Origin of the sequence: Jiangella muralis (assembly GCF_001270745.1) — a bacterium.
In the GTDB taxonomy this organism is placed as follows: domain Bacteria; phylum Actinomycetota; class Actinomycetes; order Jiangellales; family Jiangellaceae; genus Jiangella; species Jiangella muralis.
Window position 1 is genome coordinate 1 of the sequence record NZ_LFXL01000056.1, and the last position, 17,740, is coordinate 17,740.

Below are 17,740 nucleotides of genomic sequence, written 5' to 3' on the forward strand. Positions count from 1 at the left end.
TCAGCCACGGCCGTCTCCTCTCGGATCAGGCCGGACCCCACACACCGTTATTCAGACAGTCCCACTCGGCTGCCGGTTGCGCCGGTAGGGCTCACGGTGCCGATGGGCGCCGGGCGAGGCGTGTGTGTCGAGTCGGCGCGCTGACCTCGGGTTGCTGCAACTGGTCCAGGAAGGCTACGTAGTGAGTAGGCTCGGTCGGCGAGGAGGATCGGCTGGTGGCGTTCGTCGGGCACAAGCGGGCACGTGAGCTGATCGTGCGGTGGCTATACGCGGGGCTGGACGAACGCGAGTTCGAGGAGATCACCGGCCGCGCGTACGATTCGGCGGCTCTCATGGACTGGGATGCGCTGGACCGGGGCTACGAGCGGATCGCCGCCGTGTACCGGGACCGCGCCACGACGGGAAATGAGCGCAGCACAGACGCCGAGCAATGACGACTTCGCTGGCCGGGCTCACTTCAGTGTGTGCTCGGGCCCCACCAAGATCGAACGCCCAGTTGTCGCTGTTCTGCGTGGCGGTCGTTGCTCTTGCCCGGGGTGCTGCTCAGATCGCGTAGTAGCCCAGTCAGACGTAGATCCAGGCGATGACGAGGGTGGTGATGGTGACGAGGAGGCCGTGTCGGGTGAATTGCCAGAAGCTGACCGGGGCCCCGGATCGGGCGGCGATCCCGGTGACGACGACGTTGGCGCCGGCGGCGACAGCGGTGGATGAGGAAGTCGTTGGAGGTGAGCCCGGAGCGGCTGGCGATCATGATGTTGGGTGGGTCGCCGATCAGGGTGGCGGTGCCGCCGCTATTGGAGACGCAGACGATGCTGATCAGGAACGGTCCGCTGGGCAGGGCGAGGTCGCGGCAGACGGCGAGCACCACGGGGGCGATGAGCAGGACGGTGGTGACGTTGTCCAGCAGCGCGGACGCGGCCGCGATCAGGGTGTAGGTGATGAGGAAGATCACGAAGGCGGCGGCGGTGGTCATGGCGTCACCGCTCCGTTCTCGCCGTACCAGGTGGCGAGCCGGCCGGCGCGGCTGATGGCCCGCAGGCGCCGTTCCACCGCGGCCCGGTGCGCGACGGTGGCGGCTAGCAGCAGCTGGTCGCCGGTGCGCAGGGTGGTGTCGGTGCGGGGGACGAACAGGGTCCCGTCTCGGAGGATCAGGGCGACGACGGCGTCGCCGGGGAGCCGCAGTTCGGTGAGGTCGACGCCGTTGAGCCTGGATCCGGGTGGGATGTCGAAGGTCAGCATGGTGGCGCCGAGGTCCTCGAACGGGGCGTGCTCGATGGTCAGCTCGCGGGTGTGTGCCGGTTCGATGACGCCGAGCCGCGTGGACAGCCAGGGCAGCGTGGGCCCTTGGAGCAGTGTGAACACGACCACCAGGAGCAGGGTGACGTCGAAGATCCGTTCGGCGTTGGGTAGGCCGGCCGTGATCGGAAAGGTGGCCAGCACGATCGGGACGGCGCCGCGTAGCCCGGCCCAGGAGATGAACACCTGCTCGCGCGGCCGTACCCGGAACGGGGTGGCGCACAGCACGACTGAGACGGGCCGGGCGATGAGGGTGAGCGCCACGCCGACCACCAGCGCGGGCACGATGGCGTCGACGAGCCGGGCCGGGGAGGCGAGCAGCCCGAGGAGCACGAACAGACCGATCTGGGACATCCAGGCCAGCCCTTCGGCGAAGCCCAGGGTGGCGTTGCGGTGCGGGAGGTCGGCGTTGCCCAGCATGAGCGCGGCGGCATACACCGCGACGAACGGGCTGCCGCCGGCCATGCCCGCGACGCCGAATCCGAGCAGCGCGAACGCCATGGTGGCCAGCGGGTAGAGCCCGGTGGCCGGCAGCGCGAGGTTGCGCAGCACCCATCGCCCCGCGGCGGCGACGGCCAGACCGACGGTCACGCCGACCACCATCTGCTGGACGAACCCCAGGAACGCGGTGACCGCGTTCAGGTCGTCCCAGGCATCGGAGACCACCAGCGTCACCAGGATGATCACGGGTGGGTCGTTGAACCCGGACTCGGCCTCCAGTGTGGCCCGGATCCGCCCCCGCAACGGCAACGTCCGCATCACCGCGAACACCGCGGCGGCGTCGGTTGATGAGGCCACCGCGCCGAGCAGCACCGCGGTGCGCACGTCGACGTCGAGCAGGAGCCACACCAGGGTGGAGGTGATCGCGACGCTGATCGCCACCCCGACGGTGGCGAGCACGGCGGCGAGCCCGATGACCGGCCGGATGACCGGCAGCCGGGTGGTCAGACCGCCCTCGGCCAGGATCACCGCCAGGGCGATCGAGCCGAGCGTCTGGGTGAGGTCGGCCTGGTCGAATCGCAGGCCGAGTCCGGCCTCGCCGATGGCCAGCCCGATGGCGAGGTAGAGCAGCAGGCTGGGCAAGCCAGCACCGGAGGACACACGCACGGCCGCGACGCCGAGCAGCAGAACCACGCAGGCCCCGAGGACCACGGCGTTGAGTTCGGCCGGGCTCATGCCAGCAGCCGCAGCAACTGCGGGCCGAGCCGCACCTGCGCGTCGAGCAGGTCGACGTCGACCAGATCGACCCCGAACACCGCCACCACCCGGCGAGCGGTCTCCGGTACGCGGGCGAGGACGGCCTCACGCTCCCGCAGCAGCTCCCCCAGCTCGACTCCGGCCACCAGGTGATGCAGCGCCCGCTCCACCGCGGCCGCGGTCGCCGTCGCCGCGGTCGGGTTCGCCCGCACGATCAGCGCCGGGTCCGTGACCGTCCACAGCACGCTGACAGTGAGCCGTACCTCGACCCCGTCCCGCGTGCGCACGACGGCGCACCCGATGGCCGCCGCCGCGGCCAGGGCAGCAGCCACCAGCAGGGCCACCGGTTCCATGAGCCAACGCTGCCCGACCAGCCAGGCCCGGGACCATGGGGTCCAGCACCCATTCATCCGGCGCAGAGTTCTGCCAGGCTGGTGTCATGCGCCGGGAGCTGTCGCTGCCGCTGTTCTGGCGGGTCTGCCTGATCAACGGCGCCGTCTTCGCGCTCGGAACTCTGGTGCTGGTGCTGTCCCCGGCGACGGTGTCCGAGCGGACGTTGTGGTCGGAAATCGTGGTACTGGCGATCGGCCTGGCGGTCATCTTCACCCTCAACGGGCTCCTGCTGCGGTCGATCCTTCAACCTCTTGACCACCTCACCGGCGCTATGGCCGCCATCGACCTGCGCCAGCCCGGGCGTCGGCTGGACGAGACCGCCGCCGGCCCGGCCACACCGCTGGTGGCTGGCTTCAACGCGATGCTCGAACGGCTCGAAGCCGAGAGCACCACCAGCACCACCCGCGCCCTGCACGCCCAGGAGGCCGAACGGCAGCGCATCGCCCAGGAACTGCACGACGAGGTCGGGCAGAGCCTCACCGCTGTGCTCCTCGGGCTCAAACAGGCCGTCGATGCCGCCCCACCCGAGGTGGCCGCGGAGCTGGAGCAGGTGCGTGAGACCACCCGGACCAGCCTGGAAGAGGTCCGCCGCATCTCCCAGCGCCTGCGCCCCGGCGTGCTGGCCGACCTCGGGCTGCTCAACTCGCTGTCCAGTCTCGCCAGCGACCTCACCGCCCGCACCGCCATCCCGGTCACCCGGGGGTTCCTCCCCGGCCTGCCGGCCCTGGCGCCCGAGGCCGAGCTCGTCGTCTACCGCGTCGCGCAAGAGGCGCTGACGAACGTGGCCCGCCACGCCCACGCCGACAACGTCGAGCTCGGGCTCACCCGGCGGGGGAACATCCTGACCCTGCGGGTCGCCGACGACGGCGTCGGCGGAGCCGACGCCACGGCCGGTGCCGGCATCCAAGGAATGCAGGAACGCGCCCGGATGGGCGGCGGCCGGCTCCAGGTTCGGTCCCGCCGCGGTGGTGGCACCGAGGTGCTGCTCGACCTGCCCATCGACGAAGCTACGCCATGACCGTCCGGATCCTCCTCGCCGACGATCACGCACTGGTGCGCGGCGGGCTGCGGCGCATCCTCGACGCCGAGGCCGACCTCACCGTCGTCGCCGAAGCCGCCGACGGCGCCGAAGCCGTCGACCTGGCCCGCGCGACCCGGCCCGATCTGGCGATCCTGGACATCTCGATGCCGCGGATGACCGGCCTGCAGGCCGCTCGCGAGATCACCCGCCGTGTCCCGGCGGTGCGCACGCTGATGCTGTCCATGCACGACAACGAGCAGTACTTCTTCTCCGCCCTTCAGGCCGGGGCCTGCGGCTACGTGCTGAAATCAGTCGCCGACGAAGACCTCGTCGCCGCGTGCCGGGCCGCCATGCGCGACGAGTCCTTCCTCTACGCCGGCGTCGCGGGCACCCTCGTGCGGGACTTCCTCGACCGCATGCGCCGCGGCGAACGGATCTCGCGCGCCGTCCTGACCGAACGAGAAGAAGAAGTCGTCAAGCTGATCGCCGAAGGGCACACGTCCAGGCAGATCGCCACCCAGCTGGTCATCAGCCACAAGACCGTGGACCACCACCGCGCCAACATCCTCACCAAACTCGGCATGCGCGACCGCACCGAGCTCACCCGCTACGCCATCCGCGCCGGCCTCATCGAACCCTGAACGAACCACGCCGGCGACGAGACGGAGAGGAGGAGGGCCGTTGGCGGTGAAGGACGACGACGACGGCGGCGGCATCGACCTTGATCAGGAGACCGTCCTCGACAGCCGCGGAAACCGGATCACCGAGGCGATCGGCGAAGAGATGGTCGGGCACGTGCTGAACGCCCCCGAGGCTGGCCGACGCTGACCCCCGGCGAGGGTGAGACACACCCGAGGTCTGCGGACGCGTGCCGACGGAGTTGCGGGAGCGGCTCATGGTGTGAGTCGACTGGAGCGCCGGGAAGGCCTCGGAGCTGATTCGCGAGGCGTTCGAGCGGTACCCCGAGGCGTCCTCGACCCACCTTGAGATCGACCTGGGCGCCGCCGGTCGTGCCTATCGGGCTGTCCCAGGGCCGTGTCTCCACCCACCTGGCTTGCCTGGCCGACTGCGGTTACGTCCAGCCACGACGCGATGGCCGGCGCGTCTACTACCGAGTAGCCGACCCACGGGTGGCGGGCATCGTCATGCTCGCCCAGGCCCTCGCCGCCGACAACCACGCCGCCCGCGCGCCTGCTGCGACCAGCAGCGACGCCCACCAACACTTAGACCGACCGACGGAGATGTTGCTCCAAGACCTGAGTTCGGCGATGCAAGCTGACCGCGTGTGACTTCTAGCGTGTGATCTGGCCCCACCTTCGGGGCCAGAACTCGCCGGAGAAATCACGCATCCCGACGGCGTCGCCGTCCCGCACCCCATCCTCGGCACGTACCTGCTCAAGGGCTATCTCGACGCGTATGAGAGGTCCGGGCGGGGTGAGCACCTGGATGCCGCCTCGGTGGTGGCGCGTGGCACTCGCCCGTATGCAGGAGTTTCGCCAGACCCGCGTCTTCTGGTACCAGCCGACCTGGCGGCTCTCGTCCTGGGTCAGCTGGCCGCACTACTCGGCTCTTGCCCAGACGTATTACGGGGTCGAGCTGGCCCGGCTGGCGCGCTCCTCCGGCGACGCGCAGATCGCCGAGGCGGCTGACCAGGTTATGCGGTCACTGCTCGTGCCGGTCGCCGATGGGGGAGTGCTGGCGACGGTCTGTGGCCACCCGGCGTTCGAGGAGGCGCCGGTACAGCCGGTCAGCCTGATCCTCAACGGCTGGTTGTCCGTGCTCGCGTCGACCGCACAGTATGCCGAGCTGAAGGGCGTCGCCGAGTGGCGCGACGTCGTCGCCGCGAGCCTGGACGCGTCGAACGGGTACTGCCGTGGTATGACGTCGACGCTCTGGCGCTGAGCCGGTACAGCTTTATCGGCTACCTCTGCGCTCGGCTGCGGATGCAGGCCGACATCGCCTGGGCGCCGCAGGAGGAGCCGGTGGGCCGGTACCGCAGCTGGTTCAACGTCGCCGACCACGACGCACAGGGCGTTCTGAGCCGCACGGCGCGGATGAACCTGGTACCGACGCGGTTCGGCTGGCCGATCCGCAACGTCTTGGTCCTGCAACTGGAATTGGCACAGGCCCAGGCCGGTGCGCTGGATCTGCAGGAGACGCACTACGACCCGCTGGCGCCGGCGCCGGCGCCAGTGGCCGACGGCTGGCAGCGGGTCGCGCGTTTCGGTCTCGTACCCGGCCGCAACGACTTCCGTATCGAACTCCCGTGGACGGCGATGCCACTGGTGCGTTTCCCCGCCAACTTCCGCAAGCGCACACCAGCCAGTGTCAGCGACTACCACGACATCCATGTCAGGCGGCTCCGGGCACTCGGCGAACAGTTCGAGCGGCCGGTGCTGCGGACATGGGCGCGTACTGGCTCGAGCAGCAACGGCGCTGGCCGCCGATTCCGGCGCTGGCGGCCCTCTACACCGACCGCCCGGACTGATGCCATACCACCCGCTCGGTGGACACGACGCCTCACCGGGCACCCGGGAACGACGTGCCTCTGCCCCGGGGCCCGCCCTGCACGCAGGCGCGATCAGCTCACGACGCGCACCAGAGCGAACACCGCCGACATCAGCACGATGACGACGGCTGTGGCGACGGCCAGCCGATCGGCGAGCATGCGGCGCATCGGAGAGTCTCCCTAGGCGAAGCTGTATCGCTCGGAGTGGTACTTCGACATTGGCACATCCAGTTCGCGAAGCGCGGCCTCCATCGCATCCATCATCGGCGGCGGCCCGCAGATGAAGTACTCGTGCTCACCGTACGGCGGCGCGACGTGCCGCCGAAGAACGTCCGCGGTGATGAAGCCCTGTTCGCCGTCCCACCCGGACGGCGGGTCGGTGAGCACGTGGACGGTGTTCAGGGCCAGCCGCCCGGCGACCTCGTCGAGTTCCTCACGGAACGTGATCGACTCCCAGTCCGTGGCCCCGTAGAGCAGGACGACCGGCCGGTCGTCGTGCCGGTCGGCCAGGGTCCGGACGATGCTCATCATCGGTGTGATGCCGACACCGCCTGCGATGAGAACGTGCATGTCGGCCGGGTGGCCGATCGTGAACGCCCCATAGGGACCGTCCACGTAGACCCGCCTCCCGACCGGAATCTCCCCGACCCTGCCGGAGAAGTCGCCCAGCCTGCGGATCGACATCTCGACCGATCCGTCGCCGGTCTCGGCGCTGTTGGAGAAGGAGAACGGGTGACCGGTGATGCCGAACGGGCTGCCCCAGACCGTGAGCCAGCCGAACTGGCCGGGTACGAAGCGGAAGCCGTCGTGCCCGTCGGGCTCCATCCTGAGCGTCGTCGTGTCGCCGCGTTCGGCACGCACCTCGGTGACGGTATACGGCTTGCGGAGCATGAACAGCGGCCTGATGACGCGCACGTGCACCAGCAGGCCGATCCAGAACACCGTCAGCGCGATCCACAGCGCCCGCTTCCATGGATCGGTCAGGTAGAAGCCCCAGCCCACCATGTGTAGCAGGCCGGTGACCACAGCAGCGACGGCCAGGACGACATGCAGGTGGTGCCACGTCTCATAGCGGATCCGCAGCCGTGCCCGCCACAGCGAGGTCGCGAGAAGCACGAGCAGCGACGCCATGGACAGCGCGGCGAACCGCGCACGCCAAGGAGCATCGACGAAGTTGAGCAGGTCCAGCAGCTCCGGCCGGACCATGAACAGGATGACCGGATGGGCGATCACCAAGGCGACGGCGACCAACGAGAGCTGCCGGTGCAGGTGGTACAGCACGTCCTCGCCCCACGGCTCGGTCACCCACCGGAACCGGGCAGTGAGACCGAACTGCAGTCCCATCATCGCCAGCCCGGCGTAACCGAGTGCGGCAGAGAACTCGGTCCAGAAATCCCGAGCCGGCCCGACGGCACCGGTGAGCAGCGCGAACAGAGGCGCCAGAACGAACACCAGGTAGCCGACCACCCAGGCGGCGCCACGCAGCGAATGAGTATGCCGCATCACCCCATTGTCTTGCACAGCGTCCGCTCCTGGGACGAAAGAACGAAAATGGATGAAGACCCTTCGTGCGGGGCGTAGCGTGAAGATCGGGTGTCGCGCCCGCCATGTCTGGTGGAGGGAGACTCTCAATGGCTGACACCGAATTCAGGGCGGCCGGACTCGCCGCAGCGGATATTGTGGATCGGCTCGCCCATCCCAGAGACGCCGACGACGCGGACGTCGCCGCGGTCGACGCGCGTGGTGGCGGGCCAACAACTACTTGACCGTGGGTCAGATCTACTTGATGGCCAATCCGCTGCTACGTGAGCCCCTGGCCTTCGAACACATTAAGCCGCGATTGCTGGGGCATTGGGGCACCAGCCCGGGCCTGGCGTTGGTGTACGCGCATGCTTCTCGGTCCGGCGTGGCCGCCGGCTGGGCGCGAGGCTTCGGCCTGGTCATCGTGGTGAACCGGGCCGGCCAGGCGAAGGAGCTGGCCGAGCGTTGCGCCGACCTGGTTGTCGACCACCTCGGCGAGCTGCTCGCGGATGTGACCGAGAAGGCCCACCGGTCTGGGCCGCGGACCCACCGGCTGAGGGCGGCGGCTCGGCGCATGGTGGCGGCAGGCGCCGACCATCGCACGGATCCATGGCGGCTCATCGAACGGCATCCGCGTCCCGACGATGCCGGACGCACGGAGTCGCTGTTCGCGGTTGCGAACGGCTACCTCGGTAGTCGCGGCGCCCACGAGGAGGGCGACCCGGCCTATCGTCCCGCTACACTGCTGAACGGGTTCCACGAGACCTGGACGATCGTCCTCCCAGAGGCCGCCTACGGGCTGGCGACCACCGGGCAGACGGTGGTTCCGGTCCCGGACGGGACCACCGTCAGGATACTCGTCGACGAGGATCCGGTGAACATGGCCACCACCGAAGTGCGCGAGTACGAGCGAACTCTCAACATGGCGCACGCCACGTCGAGCCGCGCGGTCGCCTTCCAGCTGCCGGGTGGCCCGCGCATCAGGATCGCCTCGTCCCGCTTCGTGTCGCTGGCTCATCGGTACCTGGCCCGCCTGCGCTACGACCTGACGATCTTGCCCGGCCCGGACGGGCAGGCGGAGCCCGGTGCGCTCCGCGATCTGATCATGTCGTCCGAGCTGGTCACCCACCTGCGAGTCGTCACGGACCCCGACGCCGACCCGCGCCGGACCCGGTCACTGGCCGAGGACGCGCTACGACACGACGGCGAGTGGGTCGACGGGACGCGCGTCATGCGGATGTGCCGGACCGCCGGCAGCGCGATGGCGGTCGCCGCGGCGATGGACCACACCTGCGACCCTGCCGCGCTGACGCACTTGCACACCCGCCTCGACCGGGACCGCGCGTGCGTGCTGTTTGCGGTGAGAGTAGCGCCCGGGCAGACCGTGACGCTGGTGAATTTGCTGGCCTACCACTACGGATCCGGCACCAGCGACGCCTTGGCGAGCCGAGCCGCCGTCACCTTCGGTCGCGCGATGGGCACCGGCCATGCGTCAGCCCTGGACGAGCACGAGAACGACGTGTCCGCGTTCTGGACCCACAGCGACGTCGAGTGGATGGGTTCGCAGACGGCCCAACAAGCGCTCCGGTTCAGCCTGTTCTCGCTACTGCAGGGGACCGCGAGAAGCGCGGGCCAGGGGGTTTCCTCGAAGGGACAGACCGGGACCGGCTACGAGGGGCACTACTTCTGGGACACCGAGATCTACCTGCTGCCGTTCCTCATCCACACCCAGCCGTCGATCGCGCGCGCAGCCGTCCGCTCACACGACCAGGACCTCTACAGCCGGCTGGTGACGCGGACCGGGCCGCGGCCCGGAGAACCGGAGCTGTGGCGCCGCGCAGCGGAGAAGATGCACATCCTGTACGACGCTCGCACCGGCGTACACGCACAGGACGACGACTTCCTGGACCGCAAGCCGTGGGACTTCGCCGGAACGCCGCCCGAGTACCCGCTGCTACTCCATCACCACCCGCTGGTCATCTACCGGCATCAGGTGATCAAACAGGCCGACGTCGTGCTCGCGACGGTGTTGCTCCCGGAGCGGTTCACCGCCGAGGAACGCTGCCGGATCTTCGACTACTACGACCCGCTGACCACCGGCGACTCGACACTGTCGGAGTTCATCCAGGCCATCGCGGCCGCGGACGCCGGCAAGTACCGGAACGCGGAGGAGTACCTGGTCGACGCAATGGCGGTGGACCTGGCGGACACAGCGGGCAACCTTCGGGACGGGCTGCACCTGGCGTCGGCGGCCGGCACCCGGATGGCCGTCGTCTACGGCTTCGGCGGCTACCGCTGGCGAACCCGGGAGTTCGCCCCGATGCTGCCGACGAGGGCGCAACGCATCCGGTTCCCATTTCGGCTCGGGCGCTCGGTGCTCGAGGTGACCGTCGAGCCACGTCTGGTCACCTACACCGTGCGCCGGGGTGACCCGGTCACCGCGCGGCACCGGGGCGAGGAGTTCGTCGCCGCGGCTGGTCGGCCGGTCACGTTCCCGGGCGATTACCACACCCACGATGGGGCGCGATCGCGAAAGGGCTGGTGGGCATGACCAAGGAGGCGAACGGGGCCGTGCGGGTCGCGGCCGACGCCGTGATCGACACCCCATGGTCGCGACCGCCGGCCGATGTGCTGGCCGCTGTGGGCAGCCGGCCGACCGGGTTGTCGGGTGAGGAGGCGGAGCAGCGGCTCGAGCGCTACGGCCCGAACCGGCTGGCGCCTCCGCAACGGACACCGTGGTGGCGGCGCGTGCTCGCCCAGTTCGACGACACCCTGATCTACATCCTGCTGGTCGCGGCGGCGTTCAAGGCCATCCTCGCCGACTGGGTCGACTTCTCCGTCATCCTGGGCGTCGCGGTCATCAACGCGATCATCGGCCTGGTCCAGGAAGGCCGTGCGGAGCGTGCCCTAGACGCGATCAGGAACATGCTGTCCGTCCGTGCGCACGCCCTGCGCTCCGGAGTGGTGGTCGATGTCGACGCGGACGGGCTGGTGCCGGGGGACGTCGTACGGGTGCGTTCGGGAGACCGGGTACCCGCCGACGTCCGGTTGCTGGAGTCGAACGGCCTGCAGGCGGACGAATCGGCACTCACCGGAGAATCGGTTCCGGCGGCGAAGGACGTCCACAAGGTTCCGGCCGACGCGGGCCTGGGCGACCGCCACTGCATGCTGCATTCCGGGACGCTGATCGTCGCGGGAACCGGGACCGGGGTGGTGGTCGCCGCTGGGCAGAACACCGAGATCGGCAAGGTCCAGACGATGATCTCGCAGGTCGAGGGGGTCGACACCCCGCTCACCCGATCGCTCGACGCGCTCGGGAAGAAGCTCGCGGTCGTGATCCTGGTGATGGCCCTGGTGATGATCGTGATCGGCCGCGTGCTCCACGACTTCGGGATCTTCGACGTGGTCAGCGCCGCCATAGGGTTCGCGGTCGCCGCAGTGCCCGAGGGACTCCCGGCCCTGGTGACGATCACGCTCGCCTTGGGCGTGCAGCAGATGGCCCGCCGCCGCGCGATCACGCGCAAGCTCCCGTCTGTCGAGACCCTGGGCGCGGTCACCACCATCTGCTCCGACAAGACCGGCACACTGACCAAGAACGAGATGACCGCGCGGATGGTGCGCACCAGCGGGGCGCGGTTTGAAGTCAGCGGACTGGGCTACGCCCCGATCGGCGAGGTCACCCTCGACGGCGACGTCGTCACAGTCGCCGACCGGCACGATCTGGCGCGGCTGATCGAGGACATGTCGATCTGCAACGACGCCAGGATCGTCGAGGACGGGTCGCAATGGCGCCTGGTCGGCGAGCCGACCGAAGGCGCCCTGAGCGTACTCGGCAAGAAGGCCGGGTTCACGGCAGATGGATGGCGACGGATCGCGGTGGTGCCGTTTGATCCAGCGACCAAGTATATGGGCGTGCTTGCAAGCGACTCGAGTGGCGTCCTGCACGTCCTCGTCAAGGGCGCACCGGACCGGATCCTGGACCGGTGCGGCTCGCAGACCGGTCCGGACTGTGACCCCGAACCGCTCGACCGGGAGTTCTGGGAGTCCCAGATCGACGAGATCGGCGCCCACGGACTGCGGGTGCTCGCTGCTGCCCACGCCCGCCCGGATCCCCGGACCTCCGAGCTGTCGCACGCGGACCTCGACGACGGCCTGGAGTTGGCCGGGCTGGTCGGCATCGTCGACCCGCCCCGCCCCGAGGCCATCGACGCGATCGCCCAGTGCCGGGCGGCGGGGATAAGGGTGAAGATGATCACCGGCGACCACGCCGGGACAGCTCTCGCGATCGGCCGCGAGATGGGCATCACAGGGCGGGAGGCCAGCCGGGTGCTGAGCGGCGCGGAACTGGAATCGATGTCCACCGAGGCCCTGCGCGCCACCGTGCGCGAGGTCGACATCTACGCCCGGACCAGCCCCGAGCACAAGCTCCGCATCGTCGCTGCGTTGCAGGCACATGGCGAGGTGGTGGCGATGACCGGCGACGGCGTCAACGACGCACCCGCGCTGACGCGGGCGGACGTCGGGGTCGCCATGGGCATCAAGGGCACCGAGGCGACCAAGGAGGCGGCGGACATCGTGCTCGCCGACGACAACTTCGCGACCATCGAACGGGCCGTGGAGGAAGGCCGGCGCATCTACGACAACGTGCGACGATCGTTGCTGTTCCTGCTACCCACCAACGGCGCCCAGTCGCTCGTAATCCTGATCGCCGTGCTCTTCGGGCTGACCCTGCCCCTGCAACCCGTCCAGGTGCTCTGGATCAACATGGTCACCTCGGTGACCCTCGGCCTTGCCCTGGCCAACGAGCGAGCCGAGCACGACATAATGACCCGACCGCCACGACAAGCCCAGGAGTCGATTGTCCCGCTCGCCTCCGTACGGCGCATCGCACTCGTGGCGGCGCTGGTCGGCAGCGTCACCATGGGCGTGTTCTACTACGAATACGACCGTGGTGTCTCGCTCGCGCAGGCCCAGACCACAGCCGTCACGATGCTGGCCCTCGGCCAGCTCGCCTATCTGTTCAACTGCCGATCCCTCGACCGCTCCAGCCTGACCCCTGCCGTGCTCCGCGGCAATCCAGCGGTGTGGTGGAGCGCCGGCGCCATGATCGCGCTACAACTGCTGTTCTCCTACGCGCCGATCGCCCACACCTGGTTCGGCTCCGCACCGATCGGACCGCGCGAGTGGCTGATGACGTCGGCCCTCGCAGTGGTGATCTTCCTGCTCACCGAGGCCGCCAAGGCGATCACCCGGGCGCGGACTCGATGGAGATCGCCGTGACGGCGCGTACCCGACTCGTGTCCCGAGGCCGCCGCACGGAGACTGACGGCATGCTTCAGCATCAAGGATCGACGCCGGCGGATCCTGGTGGAGGCTGACCACCGTGGCCTCGGGGCGGAGGAACCGGGCGGTGTAGCGGTCGTTGACGTGCTCGGTGACCAGGGCTGCGGCGTCGGCCAGCCGGGGGTCGCTCGGCGGTGCGGCGCACGGCGTGGATCACCGAAGCCGTCACCGCGCCTGACCAGGGAGACCGGTCGAGGCTGGACGACCTGGTCCGGGACGTGGAACGCCGGCTCGTCGAGCGGAGCGCGATGAACCGGTCCGCGCTCCTGGACAAGCTGTCGGAGCAGGCCGACCACGCGGGCGATCAGCCGACCGACCGAGGGTTGCGCATCTACGTCAACCGTGCGGTCGCCCGCTCGTTCCGGCTGCCGCAGCCGGTGACCGCCCGGGCAGTGGTGGAGAGCACCTTCGCCACCCGGCCGTTCATCGCGGCCCTGAACCGCATGCCACCTCACGTGGTGCTGCTGCACCCCACGTGCGCCCACCTGTACGCCTCCGAGGACGGCGGGCCTGCGTCCGGTGGGCCGACACGAGCCGTTCGGCTCGGGGCGACCGATCCGGGTGCCGGGCGCCGGCCAGCCGGGCGCCGCCGAGGCGCGGACGGAGCTGATGGCCAGGTTCCTGCGCAAGGTCGAGAAGATGCTCGGGGACTACCGGGCCAACCACCCGAGCCCGCTCGTCCTGGTCGGACGCTCGCGCCTGCTCGAGGAGTTCTGCTCCCTCAGCGCCATCCTGGATCGACTCGCCGGCCGGGTCGACGATCGCGACTGCGCCACCGCCTCGACCTGGCCCTGGCCGGGATCACCGCGGTCGAGGCCTACCTGCGGACGCGAGGCGACGACGCACTCGCGCTGCTGCGGTGGACAGAGGCGGATCGACCCGCTGGCATGGCCTCGGGGATCGAGAGATGCTGGCGGGCCCTCGGGCGGGGCCGGCCGGCGATGCTGCTGGTCGAGGAGAACTTCATCAGCGCGGGCACCACGGCACCCGGACGCGACGCTCCCGCGAACGCCTCCGGGAACGCCTCCGGGGTCGGCGACGTGCATGACCTGGTGGACGGCCTGATTGAGCAGGTGATCTTGATGGGCGGCCAGCTGGCGCTGGTGGCCGACGGCGACCTCGCCACCCATGACCGGATCGCGCTGGTCCTGCGGCGTTGATCCCAGCCTTGACACCGCAACTGTGTTCACGTATTGTGCTTCGTAAGAAGACTGAAGGGGAGTACCCCACCCAACCGGCCATCGTCACTCCGGTCGCCCTGCGACCCGGTGGCCGACCACGCCTCCCGAGGTGCGGCGGGGAAGACCTTCCGACCACTGTCGGGAGGCATTCTCCGTGGACACTCACCTACTCCGTGACCAGCTGCGCGACCGGCACCGCCCGCCCAGGCGGGTCGGCCTCGACGGGTCAAGGCGGTGACGGCCTTGACCGCGACGCGCACCGAGCTGCTGCGGCGCCGCTCGGCGATCGCCTTCGCGGCCCAGGGGCGTGACCTGCTCATCGACAAGCGTATGGCACTGGTGCGCGAGCTGCACCGCCTCGACGCAGACGTGTCCGCGGAGCGCGAGGCCGCGGCCGTCCTGGCCCGCGAGGGACGCGCGCTGCTCGACGAGAGCATCGCCGAGGAGGGACCGGCCGCTGTCGCGGCGGTCGCCTCCGGTGCGGCCACCGGCGTCGTCGTCGAGCGCGAGGACCGCATGGTGGTCGGCGTTCGGGTCGTGACGGTGCAGGCCGGGGACGTACGCCGTACGGCCGAGGAGCGCGGCGCGGCACCGGCCCTGGTGGCCCCGTCGATCGAGGCGGCGGCCGAGGCCTGTGAGCGGTACCTCGAGCACGTGCTGCGCTTTGTGGCCCTCGAGGCCACGGTGCGCCGGCTCACCGAGGAGGTGGCCCGCACCACCCGCCAGGTCAATGCGCTGGAGAACGTCGTCATCCCGGGACTGGAGGAGGAGGCGGCACGGATCACCGCGGTCCTCGAGGAGCGCGAGCGTGAGGAGCACTCCCGCCTGAAGCGGGCGCGGGAGCGGCGTCGCGTCTCGCAGGACCGACCGGCACAGGATCACCCCGCTGTGCCACGACCCGACGAGGAGGTACGTCGATGACGCAGGTGCAGGATCCGGCCGCCATGCGCCAGGTGCGCGAGCTTGAGCGGCTCATCGAGGCCCGCCTCGAGGAAGCGCGGCACAGCCACGACCGCGTCGACGCGGCTCGGGAGCAGGCGGAGCTGCTCGTGGCGGCGACCGCCGCGGAAGCCGTCGCGGAAGCCGATCGCCTGTCCGCGCGCATCGTGCAGGAGGCACGCGATTGGGTGCAGGCCGACGAGGCCGAGCAGCAGCGGATCGGTGCCGAGGTGGTGCAGCGGGCCGCGCGCCTGCGTGAGGACCTCGTCGCCGCCACCGTCGCCGCCGTCCTGACCGTGGCCCCGACCGTCGCCCAGCGGGCCGACCGGTCACCGGGGGCGAGCCGATGATCCGGCGACTGCACCACGTCCAGCTCCTGGGCCGGCGCGAGCAGTTGCTCGAGACGGTCGAGTCGCTCCAGCGAGCGGGGAGCGCGGAGGTGACGCCGTCCGGGGCGCCGGACGACGATCCGGACCACGCTGCGGACCATGTGGCGAGGCGCGACCTGCTGTCGCGGGTGCAACGTGTGCTGGAGTGGGCACCGGCAGACGCCTCGGCGACACGCGACGGCGCGGACGCCGCACCTGTGGACCCGCGCCACGCCGACGTCGACATCGCGACGCTCGAGCTCGAGGTCGAGTCCCTACGCGGGGCCCACGCCTCGCTCGAGGCGGAGCGCGACGCGTTGGCGCGCTACGTGGACGTCCTCGCCCAGCTCGAGTCCCTCGTGCCGGAGCTGACCTCGCTCTCCGATGTCGAGCTTGAGCTGCTGGGACTGGCGATGACCGCGCTGGTGCTGGACGACCCGGCCGGGTCCGTGGTCGAGCTGATCGAGACCCAGCTGCGGCAGCTCGTGGGTGAGGGTTTCGTGCTCCGCAGCACGGAGGCCGGCCGCACCCGCGGGTGCCTCCTGGTGGTGGCCCGCGACCGGCTGCCCGAGGTCCTCGGTCTCATGGGCGCCGACGAGATCAGCCGGGTCGAGGTGCCCGAGGACTACGCCCACCTGTCCCTGCACACCACGCTCGTGCGGATGCGCGAGCGGCTGGTCGACCTCCAGGACGACCTCGACGTCGTCCGCGCCGACCTCGACGCGCTCTGGCTCCGCGGAGCCCCCCGGCTGCGCGCCGCCGAGCGTGTCCTGCTCGTGCTGACCGAACGCGACGACGCGGTCGCGTCCGCCGCGCTCTCCGCGCGCACCTTCCTCCTGCGCTGCTGGATCCGGGCGGACCGTCGCCGCGAGGTGCGCGAGCAGCTCGACCGCGACGGCCTCGCCGGCGTGGCCGTCGTCGACGCCCCAGCGGGCGAGGTCCCCGGCCCCTCCCCGGTGGAGCTGAGCGGACGCGCCGCCTGGTCCCCCTACCGCCGCTTGGTCGGGTTCCTCTCCTGGCCCTCCCCGGGCGGGTTGGACCCGACCGGGCTCATGGCGATCTTCCTGCCGTTCCTCTTCGGCGTGATGGTCGGCGACGTCGTCTACGGCGCCGCGCTCGCCGGCATCGGCTGGTGGCTGCGCCGCCGGGCGGTACGAATGCACGACCGGGGCGGCGTGATGGACGACGCCGGCCGGGTGCTGATGGCCGGCGGTACGTGGTCGGTGCTGTGGGGCGTGATGTTCGGGGAGGCGCTCGGCAGCCTCGGCAACATGTGGGGGATGCCGGCACTGTGGTTCTACCGCGGTGGACCGGCCGCCCTCGAGCCCCTGCTGGTCTTCGCCGTCGCCCTCGGCTGGTCCCACATCGTGCTCGGCCTGACCCTCGGCCTGGTGACCGCGCTGCGACGTGGCGACCGCCACCGCACCCTGGAAGTGGGCGGCACCCTGGCCGTACTGCTCGGAGCGACGGCGGCCATCGCGGCCGCCGTCTTGGGCGCCCCCTCGTGGGTGACCCTGGCAGCTCTGGTCCCCGCCGTGGTGGGGCTCGTGGCCACCAGCTCGGTGCACGGCCCCATCGGCGCCCTCCTCGGCCCGCTTGAGCTCATCGGCACCGTCGGCAACGTCTTGTCCTACCTCCGGGTGGCCGCGGTGGGACTGGCCTCGGTCTACCTCGCCAACGTCGCCAACGAGCTCGCTACCGAGCTGCCGCTCCTGGTGGGCCTGTTCGTGGCAGTCCTGCTGCACCTGCTCAACCTGGGGCTGGCGGCATTCAGCCCGATGGTCCAGGCCCTGCGACTGCACTACGTCGAGTTCTTCAGCAAGTTCCACGACGGCGAGGGCCAGGCCTTCCGGCCACTCGGCGCCCACGGCGCCCTCACCCCCCGCCCACTCCTTCGACCGGTCGGCGTCCCGCCGCACGGCACCACCACCGGCGTCCGCATCCCGGACGCCACCCACGAAAGGTGACACAG

General features: G+C 70.3%; 15 protein-coding genes and 2 pseudogenes. 13 read left to right on the forward strand and 4 right to left on the reverse strand.

Features of this window, described 5'->3' with window-relative positions; all coding sequences use genetic code 11:
• Positions 1 to 215: 215 nt before the first annotated feature.
• Positions 216 to 434, forward strand: coding sequence for a hypothetical protein (locus tag ACW62_RS31310; RefSeq protein ID WP_053208058.1), 219 nt, complete (start codon positions 216 to 218; stop codon positions 432 to 434).
• A 269-nt stretch (positions 435 to 703) separates the two neighbouring features.
• Here ACW62_RS31310 and ACW62_RS36700 read toward each other — a convergent pair.
• The 3 genes and pseudogenes from ACW62_RS36700 to ACW62_RS31325 all read right to left on the reverse strand — a co-directional run.
• Positions 704 to 922: pseudogene (locus ACW62_RS36700) on the reverse strand (SLC13 family permease); the annotation flags it as partial.
• Positions 923 to 969: 47 nt separating this feature from the next.
• A complete protein-coding gene (locus ACW62_RS31320) occupies positions 970 to 2,472 on the reverse strand; it encodes a potassium/proton antiporter (RefSeq protein ID WP_053208060.1) in 1,503 nt (500 codons plus the stop codon).
• Positions 2,469 to 2,846: an SPFH domain-containing protein gene (locus ACW62_RS31325; protein WP_053208061.1), complete on the reverse strand. Its 378-nt coding sequence runs from the start codon at positions 2,844 to 2,846 to the stop codon at positions 2,469 to 2,471. The genes ACW62_RS31320 and ACW62_RS31325 overlap by 4 nt, the downstream gene beginning before the upstream one ends.
• An 86-nt stretch (positions 2,847 to 2,932) precedes the next feature.
• Here ACW62_RS31325 and ACW62_RS31330 point away from each other — a divergent pair, with 86 nt between their 5' ends.
• The 6 genes and pseudogenes from ACW62_RS31330 (at position 2,933) to ACW62_RS34540 (ending at position 6,600) form a co-directional block, all read left to right on the forward strand.
• Positions 2,933 to 3,904, forward strand: coding sequence for a HAMP domain-containing sensor histidine kinase (locus ACW62_RS31330; RefSeq protein ID WP_053208062.1), 972 nt, complete (start codon positions 2,933 to 2,935; stop codon positions 3,902 to 3,904).
• Positions 3,901 to 4,548, forward strand: a complete 648-nt coding sequence (locus tag ACW62_RS31335) for a response regulator (protein WP_053208063.1) — start codon at positions 3,901 to 3,903, stop codon at positions 4,546 to 4,548. The genes ACW62_RS31330 and ACW62_RS31335 overlap by 4 nt, the downstream gene beginning before the upstream one ends.
• A 46-nt stretch (positions 4,549 to 4,594) precedes the next feature.
• Positions 4,595 to 4,735 (forward strand): hypothetical protein, encoded by a 141-nt coding sequence (locus ACW62_RS34535; protein ID WP_157575112.1) that lies wholly within the window; start codon positions 4,595 to 4,597, stop codon positions 4,733 to 4,735.
• Between the two features lie 179 nt (positions 4,736 to 4,914).
• Positions 4,915 to 5,196 (forward strand): annotated as a pseudogene (locus ACW62_RS33560) (helix-turn-helix domain-containing protein); the annotation flags it as partial.
• 178 nt (positions 5,197 to 5,374) lie between these two features.
• Complete coding sequence (locus tag ACW62_RS31340; RefSeq protein WP_169792167.1) at positions 5,375 to 5,809, forward strand: D-glucuronyl C5-epimerase family protein; 435 nt, start codon at positions 5,375 to 5,377, stop codon at positions 5,807 to 5,809.
• Positions 5,810 to 5,850: 41 nt separating this feature from the next.
• The gene (locus tag ACW62_RS34540; protein WP_157575114.1) at positions 5,851 to 6,600 is read left to right on the forward strand and encodes a hypothetical protein; all 750 of its coding nucleotides are present in this window, start codon (positions 5,851 to 5,853) and stop codon (positions 6,598 to 6,600) included.
• Here the strand turns inward: ACW62_RS34540 and ACW62_RS31345 are convergent.
• Entirely contained in the window at positions 6,597 to 8,048 is a 1,452-nt protein-coding gene (locus ACW62_RS31345; RefSeq protein WP_205629725.1) for a ferredoxin reductase family protein, read from the reverse strand. The two genes, ACW62_RS34540 and ACW62_RS31345, sit on opposite strands and share 4 nt — an antisense overlap.
• Before the next feature lie 13 nt (positions 8,049 to 8,061).
• Between ACW62_RS31345 and ACW62_RS31350 the strand changes: the two genes are divergently transcribed.
• The 6 genes from ACW62_RS31350 (at position 8,062) to ACW62_RS31375 (ending at position 17,735) form a co-directional block, all read left to right on the forward strand.
• The gene (locus ACW62_RS31350) at positions 8,062 to 10,488 is read left to right on the forward strand and encodes a phosphoketolase family protein (RefSeq protein WP_276202988.1); all 2,427 of its coding nucleotides are present in this window, start codon (positions 8,062 to 8,064) and stop codon (positions 10,486 to 10,488) included.
• Positions 10,485 to 13,217 (forward strand): cation-translocating P-type ATPase, encoded by a 2,733-nt coding sequence (locus ACW62_RS31355; RefSeq protein ID WP_053208081.1) that lies wholly within the window; start codon positions 10,485 to 10,487, stop codon positions 13,215 to 13,217. Before ACW62_RS31350 ends, ACW62_RS31355 begins: the two co-directional genes overlap by 4 nt.
• A 197-nt stretch (positions 13,218 to 13,414) precedes the next feature.
• The gene (locus ACW62_RS34545) at positions 13,415 to 14,440 is read left to right on the forward strand and encodes a hypothetical protein (protein ID WP_157575115.1); all 1,026 of its coding nucleotides are present in this window, start codon (positions 13,415 to 13,417) and stop codon (positions 14,438 to 14,440) included.
• 264 nt (positions 14,441 to 14,704) lie between these two features.
• Positions 14,705 to 15,382, forward strand: coding sequence for a V-type ATP synthase subunit D (locus tag ACW62_RS31365; RefSeq protein ID WP_169792168.1), 678 nt, complete (start codon positions 14,705 to 14,707; stop codon positions 15,380 to 15,382).
• Positions 15,379 to 15,750 carry a hypothetical protein gene (locus tag ACW62_RS31370; protein ID WP_053208069.1) on the forward strand — a complete coding sequence of 124 codons (372 nt, stop codon included), beginning with the start codon at positions 15,379 to 15,381 and terminating at the stop codon, positions 15,748 to 15,750. Before ACW62_RS31365 ends, ACW62_RS31370 begins: the two co-directional genes overlap by 4 nt.
• Positions 15,747 to 17,735, forward strand: coding sequence for a V-type ATP synthase subunit I (locus ACW62_RS31375; RefSeq protein ID WP_053208070.1), 1,989 nt, complete (start codon positions 15,747 to 15,749; stop codon positions 17,733 to 17,735). The genes ACW62_RS31370 and ACW62_RS31375 overlap by 4 nt, the downstream gene beginning before the upstream one ends.
• Positions 17,736 to 17,740 lie beyond the last annotated feature (5 nt).